General features: G+C 58.8%; 18 protein-coding genes. 7 read left to right on the forward strand and 11 right to left on the reverse strand.

Annotation, left to right across the window (positions count from 1 at the left end):
* The first annotated feature begins 28 nt into the window (after nt 1-28).
* The 7 genes from ssuD to BM205_RS15715 all read left to right on the forward strand — a co-directional run bounded on the left by ssuD (nt 29) and on the right by BM205_RS15715 (nt 4,964).
* Nucleotides 29-1,177, forward strand: a complete 1,149-nt coding sequence (gene ssuD, locus BM205_RS15685) for an FMNH2-dependent alkanesulfonate monooxygenase (protein ID WP_092415805.1) — start codon at nt 29-31, stop codon at nt 1,175-1,177.
* Between the two features lie 10 nt (nt 1,178-1,187).
* Nucleotides 1,188-2,042 (forward strand): aliphatic sulfonate ABC transporter permease SsuC, encoded by an 855-nt coding sequence (gene ssuC, locus BM205_RS15690; protein WP_371326498.1) that lies wholly within the window; start codon nt 1,188-1,190, stop codon nt 2,040-2,042.
* 39 nt (nt 2,043-2,081) lie between these two features.
* On the forward strand, nt 2,082-2,918 hold the full coding sequence (locus tag BM205_RS15695; RefSeq protein ID WP_092415806.1) for an ATP-binding cassette domain-containing protein: 837 nt from the start codon (nt 2,082-2,084) through the stop codon (nt 2,916-2,918).
* A 66-nt stretch (nt 2,919-2,984) separates the two neighbouring features.
* Entirely contained in the window at nt 2,985-3,200 is a 216-nt protein-coding gene (locus BM205_RS15700; protein ID WP_092415807.1) for a TOBE domain-containing protein, read from the forward strand.
* A gap of 61 nt (nt 3,201-3,261) precedes the next feature.
* Nucleotides 3,262-3,477: a TOBE domain-containing protein gene (locus tag BM205_RS15705; protein ID WP_014007003.1), complete on the forward strand. Its 216-nt coding sequence runs from the start codon at nt 3,262-3,264 to the stop codon at nt 3,475-3,477.
* Nucleotides 3,478-3,516: 39 nt separating this feature from the next.
* Complete coding sequence (locus tag BM205_RS15710) at nt 3,517-4,425, forward strand: EAL domain-containing protein (protein ID WP_254783911.1); 909 nt, start codon at nt 3,517-3,519, stop codon at nt 4,423-4,425.
* Between the two features lie 2 nt (nt 4,426-4,427).
* Nucleotides 4,428-4,964 (forward strand): RBBP9/YdeN family alpha/beta hydrolase, encoded by a 537-nt coding sequence (locus tag BM205_RS15715; RefSeq protein WP_092415808.1) that lies wholly within the window; start codon nt 4,428-4,430, stop codon nt 4,962-4,964.
* A gap of 61 nt (nt 4,965-5,025) precedes the next feature.
* On the opposite strand, the gene BM205_RS15720 is transcribed toward BM205_RS15715, so the two are convergent.
* The 11 genes from BM205_RS15720 to BM205_RS15770 all read right to left on the reverse strand — a co-directional run.
* Nucleotides 5,026-7,257, reverse strand: coding sequence for a TonB-dependent receptor (locus tag BM205_RS15720; protein ID WP_092415809.1), 2,232 nt, complete (start codon nt 7,255-7,257; stop codon nt 5,026-5,028).
* 121 nt (nt 7,258-7,378) lie between these two features.
* The gene (locus BM205_RS15725) at nt 7,379-7,846 is read right to left on the reverse strand and encodes a ParB N-terminal domain-containing protein (RefSeq protein WP_092415810.1); all 468 of its coding nucleotides are present in this window, start codon (nt 7,844-7,846) and stop codon (nt 7,379-7,381) included.
* The gene (locus BM205_RS15730; protein ID WP_092415811.1) at nt 7,839-9,098 is read right to left on the reverse strand and encodes a type III PLP-dependent enzyme; all 1,260 of its coding nucleotides are present in this window, start codon (nt 9,096-9,098) and stop codon (nt 7,839-7,841) included. The genes BM205_RS15725 and BM205_RS15730 overlap by 8 nt, the downstream gene beginning before the upstream one ends.
* Before the next feature lie 3 nt (nt 9,099-9,101).
* Nucleotides 9,102-9,869 carry an HpcH/HpaI aldolase family protein gene (locus BM205_RS15735; RefSeq protein WP_092415812.1) on the reverse strand — a complete coding sequence of 256 codons (768 nt, stop codon included), beginning with the start codon at nt 9,867-9,869 and terminating at the stop codon, nt 9,102-9,104.
* A complete protein-coding gene (locus tag BM205_RS15740) occupies nt 9,860-11,683 on the reverse strand; it encodes an IucA/IucC family protein (protein ID WP_092415813.1) in 1,824 nt (607 codons plus the stop codon). The genes BM205_RS15735 and BM205_RS15740 overlap by 10 nt, the downstream gene beginning before the upstream one ends.
* 3 nt (nt 11,684-11,686) lie before the next feature.
* Complete coding sequence (locus tag BM205_RS15745) at nt 11,687-13,435, reverse strand: IucA/IucC family protein (protein WP_092415814.1); 1,749 nt, start codon at nt 13,433-13,435, stop codon at nt 11,687-11,689.
* 13 nt (nt 13,436-13,448) lie between these two features.
* The gene (locus BM205_RS15750) at nt 13,449-14,681 is read right to left on the reverse strand and encodes an MFS transporter (protein WP_092415815.1); all 1,233 of its coding nucleotides are present in this window, start codon (nt 14,679-14,681) and stop codon (nt 13,449-13,451) included.
* Between the two features lie 2 nt (nt 14,682-14,683).
* Complete coding sequence (locus BM205_RS15755) at nt 14,684-16,462, reverse strand: IucA/IucC family protein (RefSeq protein WP_092415816.1); 1,779 nt, start codon at nt 16,460-16,462, stop codon at nt 14,684-14,686.
* Between the two features lie 5 nt (nt 16,463-16,467).
* The gene (sbnB, locus tag BM205_RS15760) at nt 16,468-17,511 is read right to left on the reverse strand and encodes a 2,3-diaminopropionate biosynthesis protein SbnB (protein WP_092415817.1); all 1,044 of its coding nucleotides are present in this window, start codon (nt 17,509-17,511) and stop codon (nt 16,468-16,470) included.
* Nucleotides 17,508-18,512 (reverse strand): 2,3-diaminopropionate biosynthesis protein SbnA, encoded by a 1,005-nt coding sequence (gene sbnA, locus BM205_RS15765; protein ID WP_092415818.1) that lies wholly within the window; start codon nt 18,510-18,512, stop codon nt 17,508-17,510. The genes sbnB and sbnA overlap by 4 nt, the downstream gene beginning before the upstream one ends.
* Nucleotides 18,513-18,876: 364 nt before the next feature.
* A partial coding sequence (locus BM205_RS15770; protein ID WP_175511280.1) for an aromatic amino acid lyase occupies nt 18,877-19,392 on the reverse strand: 516 nt, incomplete at its 5' end.

A 19,392-nucleotide genomic window follows, 5' to 3' on the forward strand; every position in this document is an offset into this window, starting at 1 on the left:
AGATTAATCAATCAATACGGAAGCAGACATGAACGTTTTCTGGTTTATCCCTACCCACGGCGACAGTCGTTATCTAGGCACCTCCCAGGGCGCGCGCCCGGTCAATTTCGATTACATGAAGCAGATCGCGGTAGCTGCCGATACCCTCGGTTATGACGGCGTATTGCTGCCGACAGGACGCTCTTGCGAAGATGCCTGGGTGGTTGCATCGAGCTTGCTCGGCTTCACCCAGCGTCTCAAATTCCTGGTGGCGATCCGGCCGGGCTTGAGCACGCCAGGCCTGGCGATCCGGATGGCGTCGACTTTCGATCGTTTGTCCAATGGACGCTTGCTGATCAACGTCGTTACCGGCGGCGACCAGGCCGAGCTGGAAGCCGACGGCTTGTTCGCCGAACATGCCGAGCGTTATGAAATTTCTTCGGAATTCCTGAAGGTATGGCGTGGCGCTTTGTCCGGCGAAGGCGGCGAATCGGGTTACAACTTCATCGGCAAGCACATCAAGGTCAAGGGCGCAAAGACACTTTATCCGCCGGTACAGAAACCGTATCCGCCTTTATATTTCGGTGGATCCTCGGAGCCGGCGCATGAACTGGCAGCGGAGCAGGTTGATGTCTACCTGACCTGGGGCGAACCGCCGGCCGCGGTGGCTGAAAAGATTGCCGATATTCGCGCACGCGCCGCCAAACACGGGCGCACTGTGCGCTTCGGGATTCGCTTGCATGTGATCGTGCGGGAAACCAATCAGGCAGCATGGGCCGCAGCAGAAGAACTGATCAGCCATGTCGATGACGATGTCATTGCCCGGGCGCAGGCAGCATTTTCCAAAATGGATTCAGAAGGACAACGGCGCATGGCGGCTTTGCACGGCGGCCGTCGCGATAAGTTGGAAGTGTCGCCAAACCTGTGGGCCGGCGTTGGCCTGGTACGCGGCGGCGCCGGCACTGCGCTGGTTGGCGATGCGGAAACCGTGGCTGAACGGATGCAGGAATATGAGGCGCTGGGCATAGACACATTCATTCTATCGGGCTATCCGCACCTGGAAGAATCTTACCGTTTTGCCGAACTGGTTTTCCCGTTATTGGGCAAAGGACGTGCAGCTACCGGGGAGCAAGCGTTGACGGGGCCATTTGGCGAAGTGATTGCCAACGGCTTGCTGCCGAAAGCATCGCAAAGTTGAAGGAATCGATATGAGCGCAATCATTACAGCGGCAGACACGGCGCACGGCAGTCGCCCTGCAGGGCAGGCAGCGGATCTGGCGGTAAATCGGCGGGTGAAGGTGATGCAGATCTGGAAAGAGCGCCTGTTGCCGTGGCTGTTGCCAGTGGCGCTGATTTTGGCCTGGGAGTTTGCCGCCAAGGTCGGCTGGCTGTCGAGCCGGATCTTGCCAGAGCCTTGGGCGGTGGCGCGGGCCGCGTGGTCACTGGCGCTATCCGGCGAACTGTGGACGCATGTGCGGATCAGCGCCTGGCGTGCGATTTCCGGATTTGCGGTGGGTGGAGGCCTGGGCTTGTTGCTGGGTTTGCTGACGGGGACGTTCAAGCAAGCGGAAACCCTGCTCGATACCAGTATCCAGATGATCCGCAATATTCCGGCGCTGGCCTTGATCCCTTTGGTGATCTTGTGGTTCGGCATCGATGAATCGTCAAAGCTGTTCCTGGTCTCGATAGGCGTATTTTTCCCGGTGTACCTGAATACCTTCCATGGCATCCGCTCGGTAGACAAAGGTTTGATCGAGATGGCGAAGAGTTACGGCTTGTCCGACTGGCCCTTGTACCGTGACGTGATCTTGCCGGGTGCGTTGCCGTCGATATTGGTCGGTGTGCGTTTCGCACTGGGCCTGGTGTGGGTTCTGTTGATCGTTGCCGAAACCATCTCGGCACAGGCGGGTATAGGCTACATGACCATGAATGCGCGTGAGTTCCTGCAAACCGATGTGGTGCTGGTGGGCATTTTGCTCTACGCCTTGCTAGGCAAGCTGGCCGATATCCTGGCGCGCCTCCTGGAGCGTTACTGGCTGCGCTGGCATCCGGGTTATCAGTAAGCAGGCCGTAAATAAAATTTATCCAAGGTGGGTGCGAAGATGCAAATTGATCCTGTTGAAAATGCCGAAGTCAACGCTGCAGTCCAGCTTAATGCCGGGCGTGGCATCGGCATTCGAGTGCGCTCGGTATCCAAATCCTATGCCGGTCGGGAGGTATTGAAGACGCTCAATGTCGAGATCGCAGCCGGTGAATTCGTCGCCATCGTAGGCCGTAGCGGCTGCGGTAAAAGCACATTGCTGCGCTTGATAGCGGGGCTGGAACAGCCGAGCAACGGCAGCATCGGCTTTGGCGCCCGTGACGATAAACCTGAAATCCGCATCATGTTCCAGGATTCGCGGTTGTTGCCGTGGAAGCGTGTATTGAACAATGTCGGCCTGGGTTTGCCACGCGCTTCCCTGGCTTCGATTCGCGCATTGACCCAGGTCGGCCTTGAAGACCGTGCCAGCGAGTGGCCGGCGGTGTTGTCCGGCGGGCAGCGGCAACGGGTAGCGCTGGCGCGGGCGCTGGTGCATGACCCGGAACTGCTGTTGCTGGACGAACCGCTGGGTGCGCTGGATGCGTTGACCCGTATCGAAATGCAGCAATTGATCGAATCGTTATGGAAGGAGCGCGGGTTTACCGCCGTGCTGGTGACGCATGATGTGCAAGAGGCGATTGCCCTGGCAGATCGCGTGCTGTTGATTGAAGACGGTGAAATCACGCTGGATGAACGTATCAGCCTGCCGCGTCCGCGGGCTCGCGGCAACCTGGCTTTTGCGCAGCTGGAAGAACGGATCCTGGCGCGCGTACTGAAACATCCGGCGCCGCAGCTTGATTCGGCGTTGGGTGATATCTCGCTGCAACGGACGGTAAGCCAGGTTGGCTGGGCTATCTGATCCGGGTGCAATTCTGAAGTTATTTTGATGTCATTTTGATGTAACCGTATCACCAAAGGAGAAACCATGAGCATCCAGGCAATTAACGTCCGCAACCAGTTCCGCGGCAGGATCCAGAGCATTACCGAGGATGAGGTGTTATCCGCGCTCGACATCGAAACCCCGTCCGGCATCGTCTCCTCAGTCATCACCACCCGTTCGGTACGCGATCTGGGACTGGTGGTCGGATCGGAAGTGGTGGCGCTGGTAAAGGCCACTGAAGTATCGATCGCCAAACTGTAATTTCTTTCGCACTCATCAATTTCATTCATAAATTTCATTCGCATCTTTTCAGGAAAAAATCATGACTATCCAAGCTATCAATGTACGTAATCAGTTCAAGGGCAAGATCAAGGCAATCATCGAAGGCACCGTGGTGTCGGAAGTCGATGTCGAGACACCGGCCGGCATCGTCACTTCGGTAATCACTACCCGGTCGGTCAAGGACCTGGGACTGGTGATCGGCACCGAAGTGGTGGCGTTGGTCAAAGCCACCGAAGTATCGATTGCGAAGATCTGAGTATCTTCCTTCCGACTATTGATAATATCGAGATAAGCCATGTCCTTTCCCGCTCTGGAGCAGTATCTGGCCCGCTTGAACGGCGCCAGGGATGACCCGAATCACGACGAACCCCGTAGCGATTGCCGGGTCTGGCTGGATGGCGACGGACGTGCGCAGGGGCGTTATTTCAATACCACGCTGACCAGCGTATTCCAGCCTTTGCGCCGGATCGAAACCGGAGCGGGCAAGGGCGCCATCATCGGGCACGAGGGTTTCGCCCACAGTTATTCGGCCAGCGACAACGGCCTGTATCTGTGGAAATTGCTGGATCATGCGGCCAGCGACGACGAATCGATCGAGCTGGATCGTCTGTGCCGCATGCTACATTCGATCAATTTCTATCGGCAGGAAGAAGCTGTGGCTGGCGATTTGTACCTGAGCGTGCACGCACGTTTGCTGGCGGCGGTTGACAGTAATCATGGCATGGCGTTTCGGCGCATCCTGAACTTGCTCGGCCTGCCGCATGACAGGATAGTGTTGCAGCTGCCAACCATTACTGAAAACCAGGGCTGGCTGCTAAACTATGTACTGGACAATTACCGGCGCAATCGTTTCCGGCTGGCGGTAAATGCCGACGACGTGGCGCAAGCGGCGACCTTGCTGGAACGGGTGAAGCCGGATGTGATCAAGATCGATGCGCGCGGCGTCACGCATGATGAGCAGACTACGCGTTTGCTGGAAAATTGCGCGACGCGTGGAATCCGGGTGATTTTCAAGCGTCTTGAAAAGGCGCGCGATCTGGAGGTGCTGCAGCAACTGGCAAGGATTAGTGCCCATCCCTTGCATGCGCAAGGTTTTTTGTGGGATCTGCCGCAGGCGGCGCTGCATGCATTTGCCGATTCCGCACCGTTGCGGCAAGATGGGCAGCAAGATGATACGTCGACAGAGACACTTGATAGAAATTAAACATGACTACGCTCTCATCGTTTCGCGTGCTGGTAGTGCCGGGGCTGTATAACAGCGGCCCGCTGCATTGGCAATCGCGATGGCAGCGGCTGTATCCAAGCTTTGAACGGGTTGAGCAAACGCACTGGGATGCACCGATGCTGGAAGTCTGGTCGGAGCGTATGCAACAGCAGTTGCGCCAGTCAGAGCAACCCACTTTAGCGATCGCCCACAGCTTCGGTTGCTTGACTACGGTACACAGCGCCTTAAGCGAGATTCCGAATCTGGCCGGTGCCTTGCTGGTGGCGCCGGCCGATCCGGATAAATTCGATGTCAGTGCGGCGGTGAACGGACGCTTGCTGATACCTTCGATCGTGGTCGGCAGCCTCAACGATCCGTGGATGGAGAGCCGGCGCGCCCGCCACTGGGCGCAAGTCTGGGGCGCGGAATTCATCGATGCCGGCGCGCTTGGACATATCAATGCCGAATCCAATCTGGGCGATTGGCTGTACGGCCAGTCTCTATTGCAGAGTCTGGTGGGGCAGGTGGCACTGGCGTAATTGCGCGCAGCAACTTCATTAGCGCCATCTCCCGCATCTTCAGTGGTGTTGAACGTCGCCTTTACCAGACATGGCTGTAACTTACTTTCAGCACCGTTCCCGGGGCCGGCAGGCGGCTGGTATTGTTACTATTTCTCATCAGCTGGCTGTATAGCGGATAGTAATAACGGTTGAGCAGGTTTTCGACACCGCCGCTAATCGTATCTTTTTTGCTAAGCTGGTAACGGCTGATGAGATCAAGCGTCGTATAGCTGCTGACTGCCCTGCGGCCAAAGCTGTTCTGGCCGTTCAGGCGATAATCCCGTGCCGCAAAATAGGTGGCCTGTAAACGATTGCTCCAGCGGCTGTTCGGTTTGTATTGAATATAACTGGTCAGTTTCAGCGGCGGGATGCGATAACCTGTCATGACCTGATCGCTGACAGCGTTTTGCGGCAGCTCGCGACCGCGCATCCAGGTCATGGTGCCACCCGCACCCCACACGGAATCATCAGGTAAATAATCCAGGCTGCCTTCGACCCCCAGGATTTTTTCGCTGGTACGCGTCAAGATCAGACCATTGTTGAAGCTTTGTACGTCGCCCAGCTTCGAGGTAGTGTAAAACACCGCCAGCGATGTCAGTATATTATCAAATGCACCACGCCAGCCCAACTCATAATTGTTGGTTGTCACAGGCTCGAGATTGGACGACGCGATGTCGAAACGTGGCGTGGCATTCCTGATCTGCAGGCCGATATCCGGCAGCTGGAAGCCCTGGCTGAACGAAGCATAGAATTCCTGCTGTTTGACCGGTGAATACGTAGCGCCGACGTTCAGCAACCACGAGCCGTAACTGACTGAACCGCCTTTGACCGCTTGCGGATTCGCTATGCGGTATTGAGACAACGGGATGAAGTCGTTGAAGCGGGCACTCGCGTGTTCATATCGCGCGCCGCCTTCCACCGACCATTGCTGGTTGAACTTGTGCTGCAACTGACCGAAGGCGCCAATGCTGCGGGTGGTTAGCGACGGCATGTAGGTCAGGGTACCGATCTTGTTAAAGACCAGGCCACCGCTGGCGTCGTAGGCTGCCGGATCGAAAATGTTGGTCGGCATGTCGCTGCGTTCCTGGTTAAAGTCCATGCCCCAGGTCAGTTGGGTTTTCTTGTCCTCAGTCAAAGGCGTCTTGAGCGTCACACGGCTGCCAAGCACGCTGGTGTTCTGCATCACTTGATCCACATTGTTGCCGCGGGTCGCTACTGCGCGTGCATCGAATGGCGGGAAGCGCGTGAAAAAATCGCGATAATAAAGTTGGGCGGAGAGCGTACTTCCAAAAAAATCCTGATGCTGATAATCGGCGCTTAGCAAGGTGTTCCTGATCTGGTTTTGATCCGCCAGTTGCAAGCCTTTGATGGCGTACGCAGTCGCTGTTCCCGCGGTTAGTTTAGCAACCGCAGGATCGGACCCGTAGTCGGTATCCTGCCTGGCGTCGTAGTGGCTCGCTGCAAATTGCAGTCGCTGGTCGCGATCGATGCGCATGCCGATTTTTCCGCCGATGCTATAAGCATTGCTATCGAACATATCGCCCTGGCTTGGTTCCGGCGCCAGGCGATTTCCGCGGCCATCGTAAGAGCCGCCGCTATGCTGCATGTCGATATCGAGTGCGTAATCGATGACGCCATTGCTACCCGAAAGATAGTGCTGAACCTGTCCACCCAGCCCGTCTTTGCCTACCCGGGATAGCGGCGATGTCGCTGAAAATGTGGTCTCGGCGTAGGGCTCGCCGCCGGCCGGGCGGGTGGTCACGTAGATAATGCCGCCGGTCGCACCGCTGCCGTAAATGGCGCTGCTGCCCCGCAGAACTTCGACTTGTTGAATACTGGCAGGATTGATACTAGCCAGATTTCGCGCGGAGTCTCGATTTGTATTGAGCGGGATGCCATCTACCAGCACCAGCATATTCCGGCCGCGCAGCGTTTGCCCGAAATCACTGACGGTGTGGCTTGAGTCCGCCATGCCCGGTATGATTTTGCTCAACAGCGTGGCGAAACTGCCGGAGCCCTGGCGTAGCTCCTCCAACTCTTCATGCTCGATTACGTTGATCTGGCGCGTCGGGCGCATCAAATCGCTCTTTGTCCGTTGGGTGGTGACATCCAGTGCTGTCAATTCATGCTCTGTTGTCGATGTAGATTGGCGTTTTGTATCGGAACCGATTTTTCTCTGTTCGGATTCGGGTGGCGTTTGAGAGCATGCGGGAGGCGCTGAAAATGCTAGTGAAAGTGCACTTGCCAATACGGAAAAGCGAAATTGCGACATGGATGAATCCCTTATGAAGTACGGCCGTACAAACCAATATGCTGCGCAATAACGCTTAACCTGATTGCTGTATGGCCAGTGAAATGAAAATGTTTAAACCGGCAAAGCTGGCAAAGCTGACTTAGGGGTGCCGATGCTCTCCTGGAACCTGTTCCGGAACGGCTTGAGTGAGAAACGACAGCGAAATACTGCAGGTCGGTGGCGGCGATTGGAAGCTGTGGCGGGTGGTTTTCGGCGGGTACAGCTCGCCGCTTCTGGCGCGCCGCACGATCTCCCGCGGTGTACCCACATAGCCCTGACGGGTTGCACTGACTTCGACCTGCGCGTAGTCGAGCAGCAGGCACGGTACAAGCGCCAGTTTAAGACGGCGCGCAGCCTCAAGCCGATGATGGCCATCCATCACTGCCAGGCTGTGTCGTTCCAGCGCGACCGGGACGCGCCAAAGTCGCTCGCGCAGGATCGTATCGGCCAGGAACAGTGCGTGTTCTGGATAGTGCTGTTCGTTAGGGCGAATCTGATCAAGCCGGACAAAATGGATGGCCTGCTGTGACGGCTGTAGTAGTGTGCCCGATGTGTCGAGTCTATTCATGGTCTCGGGTATCCGTTTCAGTATTCAGATACACCCGCTCGGGATGCAGGTGACTCAAAAAATCGTGATGCGAGATATGCCAGCCGTAGGCGCCGGCCAGCAGGAAGACCACGCAGTCACCCGCGCGCAGCTGGTCGACATGGACATCGCGCGCCAGCGTGTCTTTCGGTGTACAAAGTTCGCCGCACAGTGTAATCGGGGCGTTTCGCACAGTCGGACGCGCAAATGGATAAGGCCATGCTTCGCGCGTCAGCACTGTGAACGGATGATTGTGTTGCCACGATACCGGCAAACGGAAATGGTGCGAGCCGCCGCGCAGAATCGCAAAATGCTTGCCGTGTGTGGTTTTGACATCGGTCACATCGGCCAGGTAATAGCCGCAATCGGCAGTGATGAAACGACCACACTCGAAGACGATCCGGAAGCGGGGCCGGTGTGTCGCAATGAGTGCCGCCAGGCCGCCGCAGAAACTTTCCCAGTCGAACTGGGCGTACGGATCGGCATGGTTTTCGCCGTAGTTGACGCCGATCCCGCCACCGACGTTGAGCCATTCAAACTGCAATTGATAACGCTGTTGCCAGTCTTGCGCCAGCGTCAGGTAATGCGAGAGCACCGCCAGGTGGCTGCGCGCATCCAGGTTGTTGGAAATTGCATGCAGATGCAAACCCTTGAGTCGGACCCCCGGCAAACTTTGGGCCAGGGCGATCATGGCCGGGATCTGCGCTTCTTCGATGCCGAACTGGGTCGGCTGGCCGCCCATACGCAGCGTTGCCTTGGCATCTGCCGGCAGTTGTGCCGGATTGACCCGCAGCAGGATGTCAGCGACCTGATTGCGGCGTCGCGCGATCCAGTCGAGACGGCGTAATTGATGCTCACTTTCGACGTGAATCAACATGACACGCTGTTCCAGCGCACCTTCCAGTTCAGCGTCGGTCTTGCCAGGGCCTCCGAAGACTATCGGGACATCGCCGTCGATGGCGCGCACGCTTTCGATCTCGCCCAGCGAGGCGACTTCAAAACCGTCGGTGCGATGCAGCAGGGTTTGCAGGATCGGGGCGTCGCTATTAGCCTTGATCGCGTAAAACAAACTGCATTGCGGCGGCAGTGCGTGGCGCAGCATTTCGGCGCGCTGGCGCAAATGCGCCAGATCGTACAAATAGGCGCAAACCTGCCCTATGCGGCTGTCCAGATAGTTGCGCAGGTGTTGGTGTTTGACGGGCTGACTGATGGACTGATTCGGGAGGCGATTCATTACTTAAAGATCTTTCATTTGATGTTGGTTCAAATGCGCGGCCATGGCGCGCCGGGCGACACCACGGTCGTCACCGAGAATGAACATGCGTACTTGGTCCTGATAAGCCGCGTGAGCATCTTCGGGTGTACGTGGCAGTGCGCAAAAGCTTTTGCCGGAGCCGTGTGCCGCTTGTCGAATGCGCTCCAGCGCCGCCATGACTTGCGGATGACGGGTTTGCCATGGCAGGCCGAGCGATTGCGACAGATCGGCGGCACCCTCTAGCAAAACGTCGATGCCGTCGACGGCGGCGATGGCGTCGGCCTGTTTCAATCCTTCACTGTCCTCGATCATTGCCACTACCAGCGTGGCCGCGCTTGCCGCATTCATTGCTTGTGTCAGGTCGTCGCGACCGTAGCGGCTGTGCCAGGTACTGTTCAAACCGCGCTCGCCGCGCGGCGAAAAATGGCAGGCACGTACCGCCGCTTGCGCATTCCGCACCGAGCGGATACGTGGGAATACGATGCCTTCGGCACCCGCATCGAGCGCCTGAACCACCTGCTGCGGGGCAGCTACCCGAACCAATGCAGCGATGCTGCTGGCGCGCGCCGCCAGCAGCATCGCTGCCAATTGTTCGGAACTGGTCAGCGTATGCTCCAGATCGATCACCACAAAATCGTAACCTGCTGCAGCGATCAGTTCTACGCTCAAGGCGGCCGGGGTTGAACAGAACAAGCCGTAGATTGGAATGTCCTGTGTTGCGCTTTTTTTCAGCCGGGCTTTCAAGGACATGACGGCTTCGCGAAGTGCGCCAGTGGATTGGGTGCGAGCCGGGTCCGCAAGCGGATTTCCGGTTGAAAACGGCGGCTAGCCAGCAACTCGATCGCAACGGCATCGGCAAAACAGTCGAACAGGGCGAAGCGTTCCGCCAGTTCCGGATGGCGCAGTTGATGGGCGCGCAACACGCCGGCGGTGATTTGCCAGAACCGGCTTTCGGGTATGTCGTAGAAACGTGCGAACAGCCAGGCAAGTTCTGCCAGGTTGACGAAAAACAAGGCATCGAAAGTAAAGTCGCGTAACTCCTCGGCGTCGCTGGTTTGCAGGAAGGAATTGGGATTGACACGCGCGTGCTCGGCAGGAGCGGTGGTGAGTACCGGCGCCGGGCCGGACAACAGCGCCGCGCTGAAGCGTACACCGTCGTGGAAATCCTTCAACGCCACGCGCGAGGGCAGCCCGTCGGTGTGCAGCAGAATCATGTTCTGGGCATGCGATTCCAGCGCCGTGCCATGCCGCCACAGTAAATGCAGTACGGGTAGCCAGGCCCGCTCGATCAAGTGTTGCAGCCATTCTTCCGGGCCGTAACGCTGCACCCACGGATGGATCAAAGGCAGGCCGTCGGCATCGATGTGCAGCACGGCAGTCATCGGCACTGCGGCTTCATCCGGCAGCAAATGCTGGTGTACGCTCTCACGCCAGATGCACGCCAGTGCGCCATACTGGCCTTGCGCCGGCGCCGGCGCGGTATAACTGACGCCGGCCACTTCGCGCAGCAATACCGGACGCGCCAGAGGCGGCGGCCAGTCGGTGTTGGCAACCAGTGTTTGCAACCAGTCGCTGATGGGAGCTGCGTTTTGCACCGTGTGCGGGGCCAGCACACGTGAGGTCGAGGTGTTGACCAGGTTCATCGACAGCTTGATCGATAGTTGCCGGGGGTCGCTGGCATTGCTCAAGGTACGGATCGATTGTTGCGGCAGGTAGCGCGCCAGCAACGGTCCCAGCGCCAGCAACTCGCCGCGCGCAAGCGCCTGATGATAGGTCGGCAGTATCACCTCGTTCCATTGCCAGGGGTGGACTGGTAGCGGTAGATAATCCTCCGGATTCAGGCCGCGGCGGATCAGTTCATCGCGAAACTGCCGGTAGTCGGCGTCGCTGAGCAAGTTGCTCGCAGTCGTTGCAAATGCAGATGCGGGCGTAGCGCTGAACGCCCAGCGGCAGTGCTCGCGGTGTACCGCGAGCAACAATGGTGCCACAGCGCTGGCAATTTCCGGTGCGTAAGCGGCATTGTCTTCCAGCGTAAAGCCAAGGCGCGATTTATAGCTCGGGTGGTAGGGATGGCCATCGCTTAAGCGCGCTTCCAGCGTATCGTAGTCAGACCCGCGCAGCACGTTGCCGGTGCGCGAATGCAAGGTATGCGCATCCTTGACCTGGGTCGCCAGCAATTCCGCCGCAAACTGTTCGAGCCGCGCCGCATCGGCGTTCAGCCATGGTGCGATTTCGGCCAGGAACAGCGCTGGATCGCCAGCCTCTTCGGCTACTGTCTGGCCATTACCGTCATTGCCACTGCAGCGCAGCAGTGGCGTCGTCACCCGTATGCGGCCAAAGCTGAAAGTGCGTTGCGCCTGACATTGATAACTGACCGTACCGCCATCGCTGCGACGGCCGGGTACGGTCAGGGTATTGCCCTGTCTATCTTGCCCATCTTGCCATTCGGCGTGCGGCAAGGCATCCTCGAACAACAAGGCTTCCAGCAATTGGCGCAAAACGCGGCGACTGGCTTGTCGGTAGGCCGGGCTGGCGATCAGATTGTGATATTCGGTTGGATGCATGGCTTATCTCTGAAAGCGGTGAAGGGGATTGGCAATCTGGATCCAGATCGGGCGTTCGCCCTGCTGGTGAAAGCTGCTCAGCATGTTGGCCTTGGCTGGCAGCGTAGGCTGCTTCAGCAATTGCCGCGCAAGTGGGATTTTGCTGTCTAGCAGGCGTCGCGCCGTGTCCTGCCACAATGTTGCTTCCTCGATCAGTCCGGTGCGTCCGAGGCAGGCGATCATATGGCCGATGTGATTGACCAGGACGTAATACCGGAAGCGATGCCAGGCCTGTTCGTCGTCATACAGCGCCGGGCTGTCGACAGGGAGGCGGTCGCAGAACGGGAAACGCTGGCGGCTGATGCTGGCACCCTCCATGTCGCGCGCGTAGCCGTGCACGGGCCAGCCGTCGCGGAAAGCCACCATCGTATTTTGCAGATGCGCTTCCAGGCTGATGCCGTAGTCGGAGAACAGCTGCAGCAACGGCAACAGGGTGACGTCCAGGTAGCGCTGCCACCATTGCCGGACGACTGCCGGATCCGGTGCGTCCTGTGACGATTCCGCTGCCGCCTGGCGCAGCAGCATAAGTAGCGGGATCTCACCCTTGGCGGGCTCTTCCAGCAATGCGGCAAGCACCTGGATCTGTTCGGCTTCGGACTCGGGCATGGCTTGCCTATACACCACCGCGCTGGCCGCGCGAATTGCTTCATTTGGCAATTTCAAGGTCTGGCTTCCCAGTTCCGGCAGAATATGGAAGGTCGTTTGTTCACGCACGTTCGGCGGCAGCAGCGTCAGCGCCAGGCTGGCATCCAGCGCCCTTGTTACCTGCTCGCTCGGGTTGTTGCGGATGAAATTGGTAATGCGAATATTCAGCGGAAGCTTGAGAAACATGTTCTGAGCAGGTAGCCACACGGTGCGCACCGAAGAGGTCGGCCAGGCCAGTTCGCCCAGCGGTCCAAGAGAGATGATGGCGGCGCTTTTTATCAACGGCGCGATTTCTGGCAGGCCCAGCAAATAATTAGCCTGCCATGGATGGCAAGGCAACAGCCGGTATTCGCCGTCGACCAGCAAGCCTTCGGCGAAACTGGCCACTGCGGGATCGATCGGCATCGCTTTTCGATTCACGCCGCGCACCTCTAACAGGCTTGCTGTCACTGCGAAATAATGCAGGCGGAATGAAGCGCCGAGCTCTGGCGAATAATGTTGCATATCCGCTTCGTTGAAGCCGTCTGAAGCCTTGGACGTCACATGGAAGATGTGGCCGAAACGCATGCCCTGTTCAGCCACCACGAACGAGGAGCGGGGCAGCGGAGGCACGTGCAGGTGAAAGTGGCGCACCTTGCCGATACTATTGCGCATCAGTGCTTGCAGGCGGTTGCGGCAGCGTTCCGTGTCGGCGGCCGGTGCTTCACTCATGCTTGCGAGCGCATCGGCTATCAGGTCGGTCACAGGCGTCACATCCTTCAAAGGCCGCCAGTCGCCATGGCGTCCAATCCAGGCGAACGGCGCCACACGATGATAGCCAATCAGTGAGAAGTAAGTGAATGCACCGGCCAATTGATAACCGGTCTCTGCGAATGGCACGAGATACGGCATCAGCCCGACATCTCGCCACGCGGCAAATTGCGCCTGTAAGGCCTCCGGCTCGGCATTTGTCGAAACAGGCCGCGGATCGGCACAACCGGTTTCCCGACAATAGGTATTGAGGTATTGTTCCAGCAGACGGCGGTCGATGGCACTCAGGTGGTGTGGATGCGGCAGATGCGAAAACATCAAAATCCTTTCTTTAACTTTGCAGGAGAGAGGCAAGGGCAGCCCGGCGGCCGCTGAGGACCAGCAGCCCTGCGCTCAGGAATAGTGTGGCCACTGCCCACAACAGATGGATCGGCGCCAGGATCGGCAGCAACAGCATGATCAGCAACGGACCCAGCATTTGGCCGAGAACCATGAAGCTGCGGCTGATCCCGGTGAGGTGGCCATAAGCGGAAGCCGGCAATTGACGGCTGCAGGCCAGTAGCATTGATTGCATCAACGCGGCGTAGCAGGCGCCCTGGATGACGCGCAGCAGCGCCACCAGCCAGAGCTGATCGGCGATCGTCAAGAGCCCCATGGCCAGTGCACATGCGCCAGCCGCAAGGATGAAGTGACGACGAGGTTCGCCGCGGTCGCCGAGATGACCCCACAATGGGCCGGCCAGCATCGTCGCCAGCCAGCCCAGCGCGTGCAGCGTTCCTGTCTTGCTGGCCAGTGCACCGGCTTGAGGGAAGCGCGCCGCAATATACAGTGCGAAAACATTGATCAGCGCAAATCCTGCCGCCTGGGTCAGGCACACGGCGAGCATCCAGTGGCGCAATTCGCGATCGGCCAGTACGCTGCGCAAACCAGAAAATTGCGCCGGTCCTGATGCCGCAGTTTTTGGCGGTTCGCTTAGTTGGCTCCAGAGTATTCCGCCAGCCAAGCCTGTCGCCAAGGCGCTGGCGGTCAGCAGCGGCCTGAGCGACCAGTAATCCAGCATCAAGCCACCCAGCACCGGGCCGGCCAGCGCACCGCAGGCAATCGCACTTTCCTGCAGGCCGAGAGAACGTCCGCGCGATGTGTCGCTGCTGACATGGCCGATGAAGGCGGTGAGCACCACGCCGACGGTGCTGACGCCCTGCAGCAGCCGGCCTAGCATGAAGCCGGTAATGCCGGGACTCAATGCCATCAGCAACATGCTTACTATGAACAGCGTCAGCGATACCAGCAGCATGCGCCGGTAGCCAAAGCGGTCGCACCACTTGCCGGCGTAGGGCGCGAAGCACAGCGTGCCTAGCCCCGGCGCCGCCAGTGCCAGGCTGCTCCAGCGGGCGGCGCCGACCACATCCGCCGTATTGGCCGGTATCAGCGTTGCGATGTACAAGGGCATGATCGGCACCAGCATCATGAGTCCAAGCGTGGTCACGGCTTGACAGGTCAGCAGCAATGCCAGATTGCGGGAATTTGCGCCTGCGCTTTTGCCTGTTTTTCTACTCGTGTTCATGCTTATGCCGCGTTACGGAAGGGATTGCCGATACGCCCCGTTGCACTCGGCATGCCGGTACTGAAGCTGGCGCGGCCAAGCAACGGCGCCAGCACTTGCTTGAACGGCCAGTCGGTTTCATCCAGCAGCAGCTTCCGGGTCTGGCTGGCGATCTGTGCCGGCAGCGGCACACGCATCAGGCAGTCTTCCAGTGCGATGCGGACAAGCTGCCAGCCATGCGCTTCGTCCCGCCCATAACGTTCGGACAGTGCGGCCAGAATGGCGTACAGATTTACCTCGATTGCCAGTGTTTGCAGGTAGCTCAGCAGTGCGCGCGGGTCGTCCAGTTCCAGCGTATTGGGCGTGCTGCGATCAATCACGTACGCCGGTATAGCGACGTCTTGCGCTTGCATCAGTGGCGGACAAATACGCAAGGTGTCATGGTCGCGCAGCAGCAGCGAGACAATTTTCTGCCCACGGCAAACCAGTACCACGTTTTGTCCATGCATTTCCGGCATCACGCCTTGGGCCAGGCAACGCAGGCCCAGTTCCAGCAGCATGCGGGCAATATCGTCGAACAACGCCCATGCGGTTGCTTCATGAGCAGAGGCGCCAAGCAAATATTCAAATGCCGGCAAGACACCGGTGGCGGTCGGCACTGGCAAGGCTGCCATCGGGATCAGCGTGGCGCCGGGGAGTGTCGGATAACTTCGGATCAGGCAGGCCAACTCGCCCGGTTCAGCTGCAAGCGCATGCTCTTGTGGATGTTGCTTGAGCGCCCACCAGCGATTTTCGTCACACAGCAAGAGATGTGTCGCCAGCCAGGCGTCGCGCTGGCGCAGTTGTTCGAGGCAAGCGCTAGCCAGCATGCCGTTGTGCAGATAGCGCGGTGGCAGCGTGCGCACCGCGCCCAGCGCGTTAACCGAAAGTGCCAGCTTCAGGTGAGTATCTCGGTATCCGCTGACGGCGAGCGAACGGAGCGAGGCGGTTGGTGTTGCTGTTCCCAGACCGCTTCCAAGGTCGATGCAGGTGTTCAGCGCCGAAATTGCAGCGCTCTGCTTCAACCACATCCATTGCCATGGATGAACCGGAAGCCACAAATAGGCATCGCTGTCGGCGCCGCAATTGCGAGCTCTGGTCAACAGTGTATCTTGCTGCACCGCGTCTAGCAGGGCTGCGGCCACAGGTTGCCCGGCGCAGGCAGTTCCGCAGATCTGATCGCGTGGTATCGCCACCCAATGCAGCAGCAGGGCGGTCATGGTTTCGGCGGTGTAGGGACTGCCATCCAGGTTGCCCCAGTCCTTGGCGCGCGCCAGCGGATGAAAGGGCCGGTCTTTCAGGCAGCTCAAGGTTTCCCAGCACAGTAGCTGGTCTGGCGCCGCATCGAGCCGGGCCAGGATAGCCGGTTCGTGCTCTGCGGCGAAGGCGGCTTGTTGAAAAGCCAGACGGAAGAAGCGGACGCAGCGGCCCATCCGGTCTTGCCACCAGTCCGCCGTTTGCAATATCTCGACTGCCTTGACCAGTTCCAGTTCGATGGCAAGCGTTGCAGTATGCAATGCCGCAGGAAGGTCAGCGACCCGGAACGGCCGCAAGCCGCTGGCCCGCTTGCCGTGCCAGTGCAGCGAACGGGTGGCATCGAGTACAACTTCCAGGACTGCTGCATGGTTGTCGCCGGCGCTGTCGTTGGCAGCAGGGTGGAAAATGCAGTGAGTGCGAAAGCCGTACAGGTCTTCCAGCCAAAGCGCGTCAAACAGGTCCTGGGCCAGCCGTTGCCGATAGGGATGTGCGGAAGCTGCGTGCATGCGTGTCAGCCGTATAGCGGCAGTTGAGTGCCTACGCCGCCGGCCTGCGCCAGATGATAGAAATGGCGTGCGCACACCAGATCGTCGAGCGCCATGCCCATTGGATTGAGCAGGATGATTTCATCGTCGCTTTCACGGCCGGGCTTTTCGCCGATGACGATCTGGCCCAGTTCGGCATGCAATTTCTCGCGGCTGAAGCGGCCTTCCAGCACCAGCTGGTTGATGATTTTTTTCTCGCGGTTGGATTGATCCCAGTCGTCGACCACTACCTTGTCGGCCTTGGTGTAGACGTCCTTATGGACATCCATGATCGAGACATTGCTGACAAAGGTTCCAGGTTTGAGCCAGTCGAAAGTCAGATAAGGCGCATCGGCCACGGTGCAAGTGACGACCACATCGGCTGCGCGCACAGCGGCTTCGGCCGACGCTGCACGGACGAAAGCGACGCGAGGAAAACGCTCTGCCAGCGTGACCGCCAGAGAGTCGGCGGCGGCTGGCGACAGATCGAACAGATGGAGCTGGGAAATCGACGGGAACTGCTCCAGCAGTGTCAGCATCTGCATCCGCGCGATCGGACCGCAGCCGATGCAGGCAACCTCGGTAAAACCGCTGCGCGCCAGGTGGCGGGTGGCGACAGCGGTGATGGCTGCAGTACGCATGCCGCTGATCAGCCCGCCTTCCATCAGTGCGATCGGATAGTTGGTTTGAGCATCGTTCAAGACAATCACTGCGCTGGCGCGCTCCAGTCCGAAGCGGGCCGGGTTGTGCTGGCGGCTGCCGATCCATTTCAAGCCCGCCACCGCCTGTTCACCGCCCATATAACAGGGCATGGCGATGATGCGGTCCGCGATATGGTCGGCGCCCGACCAGCGCAGGTAGGGTTTGAGTGGTTGCACGTAGTCGCCACGGGCATGCGCTGCCAGGCCGGTGCCGATAGCATCGACGTAAGGTTGCGAGGCGCCCCCGCCGAGAGCTAGCAGGTCGGCACGGCTGAGATAGAGCAGGTGCGGGGCAGAGGAGACGGAGATCGCAGTGGTGTTGCTGGTCATATTGTTTGTCCGGTAGTGGTGTTGATGGAAATGTCGGTGGTGCGGATCACGTGACGTTCTTGCATGCGAGCCAGCCAGTCATCGTCGTAGACCGTATCCAGGTAGCGGTCGCCGCGGTCAGGCAGAATGGTCAGGATCCGGGCCGGTCGAGGTAAACCGGCGGCCAGGTGCTGGATGGCGGCGATGACCGAGCCGGACGAGCCGCCGGCAAAAATGCCTTCGCGTGCCACCAGCTGGCGGCAGGCGATGGCTGACTGGTAGTCGTCGATATGGATGACCTGCGTAATTTCATCGCGCTGCAAAAGCTCGGGTACCCGGCTGGCGCCGATGCCAGGCAGATCGCGCGGATAGGGCGGGGTACCGAACAGCACCGAGCCGACCGCATCGACGGCGATGATTTTCAGATTCGGCCACGCTTCGCGCAAGCGACGGGCGATGCCGTGCAAGGTACCGGAAGTGCTTACCCCGAGCACCAGGTAGTCAGCCGGACGGTCCAGTTGTCGCAGTATTTCTTCGCCTTCGCCGTGGTAGTGGCTTTGCCAGTTGCGCTCATTGGCGTACTGGTTGATCCAGACTCTGTTCGGCTGCTCATGCAGCAAGTGCTTGACGCGCTTGATGCGCGTTTCCAGGTAGCCGCCCTGGCTATCTTTTTCGGTGACGATGTCGACCTTGCCGCCGTAGCTGCGGATGATATGCAAGTTGGTCGGTGAGATCTTGGGATCGACGACTGCGGTAAAGGACAGACCGTGGATCCTGCATACCATGGCCAAGGCGATGGCCAGGTTGCCGGAAGAGCTTTCGACGATATGCGCATTTGGTTGGATCGAACCGTCGGCCAGCCCGCGCTCGACGATATAGCGCGCCGGCCGGTCTTTGACGCTACCGCCGGGATTGGCCATTTCCAACTTGGCCAGAACCTCGCAGTGCGGATCGTTGAATAGACGAGACAAGCGAATGATTGGCGTATCGCCGATGCTGTTCAGGATGCTGTGATGGACCATTTCGTTTCTCCGTTGAGAAATTTAGTTAATACGAATAATAATGATTCCTATTTACAATGTAAATGAAAATTTCCCGATGTAAATAAAAATTTCAGGATAGGGGGAAGGCGACGGGGGGCTTAGTGGACATATCGCTGAGGAGCGATGAGGCATCGCGGTGCTGATCAATAACGCTAGAAATAAGAAAGGAGCAGGGTGGGCACGTCTTTGTGCCCACGCGGAACTCACTCCAGGCACATACCTGTTTCCGTGCAACGAGGGTTTGTACTCCGGTTATCACGGTCACGCGTGGGCATTCATGCCCACCCTACAAAAAAAATGAGCCACTTTGTCGTGGCTCATTTTTCATTTCAAGGTACTTGGATCAGGCAAACTCGCCGATCTGCTTGACCACCGCATTGCGCACTGAACCGCTGACTACGAACGACTGCGCCACCACGATATCGTTGTGGAACCAGCGATCGCCTTCCAGGCAAGCAGGAATCTGACGACGGATTTCCTGATACGCAGCTTGCGTACCCTTACCGAGCACAAAGCCTGGCAACAGATCTTCCGTCATGGTCAAGGCTTGCGCCGCCAGCAGCATTTCGACGCCGATGATGTATTGCGTATTGGCCACCACCGTCGCCGCCTTGCGCGCACACCAGGTCGAGTTCGAGACGTGGTCTTCACTGTTACCCTTGGCTGGAATGCTGTCAACGCTACCCGGCATGCACAGGGTACGGTTTTCCATCACCAGCGAACTCAACGAACATTGCACCACCGGATAACCGGTGTTGACGCCACGCACCCCGCTCATCAGGTTACGCGGCAAGCCCCACGACAAAGTCGGATCGATCAGGCGTGCGACACGGCGTTCGCAGATGCTGCCCAGGTCGGT

Origin of the sequence: Collimonas sp. OK307 (genome assembly GCF_900113705.1) — a bacterium.
Taxonomy (GTDB): Bacteria; Pseudomonadota; Gammaproteobacteria; order Burkholderiales; family Burkholderiaceae_D; genus Collimonas.

Bases quoted from the DNA above. Each gene is read 5' to 3' on its own strand.
- sbnA (WP_092415818.1), bottom strand. From the start codon at position 18,512: ATGGTCCATCACAGCATCCTGAACAGCATCGGCGATACGCCAATCATT.
- ssuC (WP_371326498.1), top strand. From the start codon at position 1,188: ATGAGCGCAATCATTACAGCGGCAGACACGGCGCACGGCAGTCGCCCT.
- BM205_RS15700 (WP_092415807.1), top strand. From the start codon at position 2,985: ATGAGCATCCAGGCAATTAACGTCCGCAACCAGTTCCGCGGCAGGATC.
- BM205_RS15720 (WP_092415809.1), bottom strand. From the start codon at position 7,257: ATGTCGCAATTTCGCTTTTCCGTATTGGCAAGTGCACTTTCACTAGCA.
- ssuD (WP_092415805.1), top strand. From the start codon at position 29: ATGAACGTTTTCTGGTTTATCCCTACCCACGGCGACAGTCGTTATCTA.
- BM205_RS15695 (WP_092415806.1), top strand. From the start codon at position 2,082: ATGCAAATTGATCCTGTTGAAAATGCCGAAGTCAACGCTGCAGTCCAG.
- BM205_RS15715 (WP_092415808.1), top strand. From the start codon at position 4,428: ATGACTACGCTCTCATCGTTTCGCGTGCTGGTAGTGCCGGGGCTGTAT.
- BM205_RS15755 (WP_092415816.1), bottom strand. From the start codon at position 16,462: ATGCACGCAGCTTCCGCACATCCCTATCGGCAACGGCTGGCCCAGGAC.
- BM205_RS15730 (WP_092415811.1), bottom strand. From the start codon at position 9,098: ATGAATCGCCTCCCGAATCAGTCCATCAGTCAGCCCGTCAAACACCAA.
- BM205_RS15745 (WP_092415814.1), bottom strand. From the start codon at position 13,435: ATGTTTTCGCATCTGCCGCATCCACACCACCTGAGTGCCATCGACCGC.
- BM205_RS15750 (WP_092415815.1), bottom strand. From the start codon at position 14,681: ATGAACACGAGTAGAAAAACAGGCAAAAGCGCAGGCGCAAATTCCCGC.
- BM205_RS15710 (WP_254783911.1), top strand. From the start codon at position 3,517: ATGTCCTTTCCCGCTCTGGAGCAGTATCTGGCCCGCTTGAACGGCGCC.
- BM205_RS15705 (WP_014007003.1), top strand. From the start codon at position 3,262: ATGACTATCCAAGCTATCAATGTACGTAATCAGTTCAAGGGCAAGATC.
- BM205_RS15740 (WP_092415813.1), bottom strand. From the start codon at position 11,683: ATGCATCCAACCGAATATCACAATCTGATCGCCAGCCCGGCCTACCGA.
- sbnB (WP_092415817.1), bottom strand. From the start codon at position 17,511: ATGACCAGCAACACCACTGCGATCTCCGTCTCCTCTGCCCCGCACCTG.
- BM205_RS15735 (WP_092415812.1), bottom strand. From the start codon at position 9,869: ATGTCCTTGAAAGCCCGGCTGAAAAAAAGCGCAACACAGGACATTCCA.
- BM205_RS15725 (WP_092415810.1), bottom strand. From the start codon at position 7,846: ATGAATAGACTCGACACATCGGGCACACTACTACAGCCGTCACAGCAG.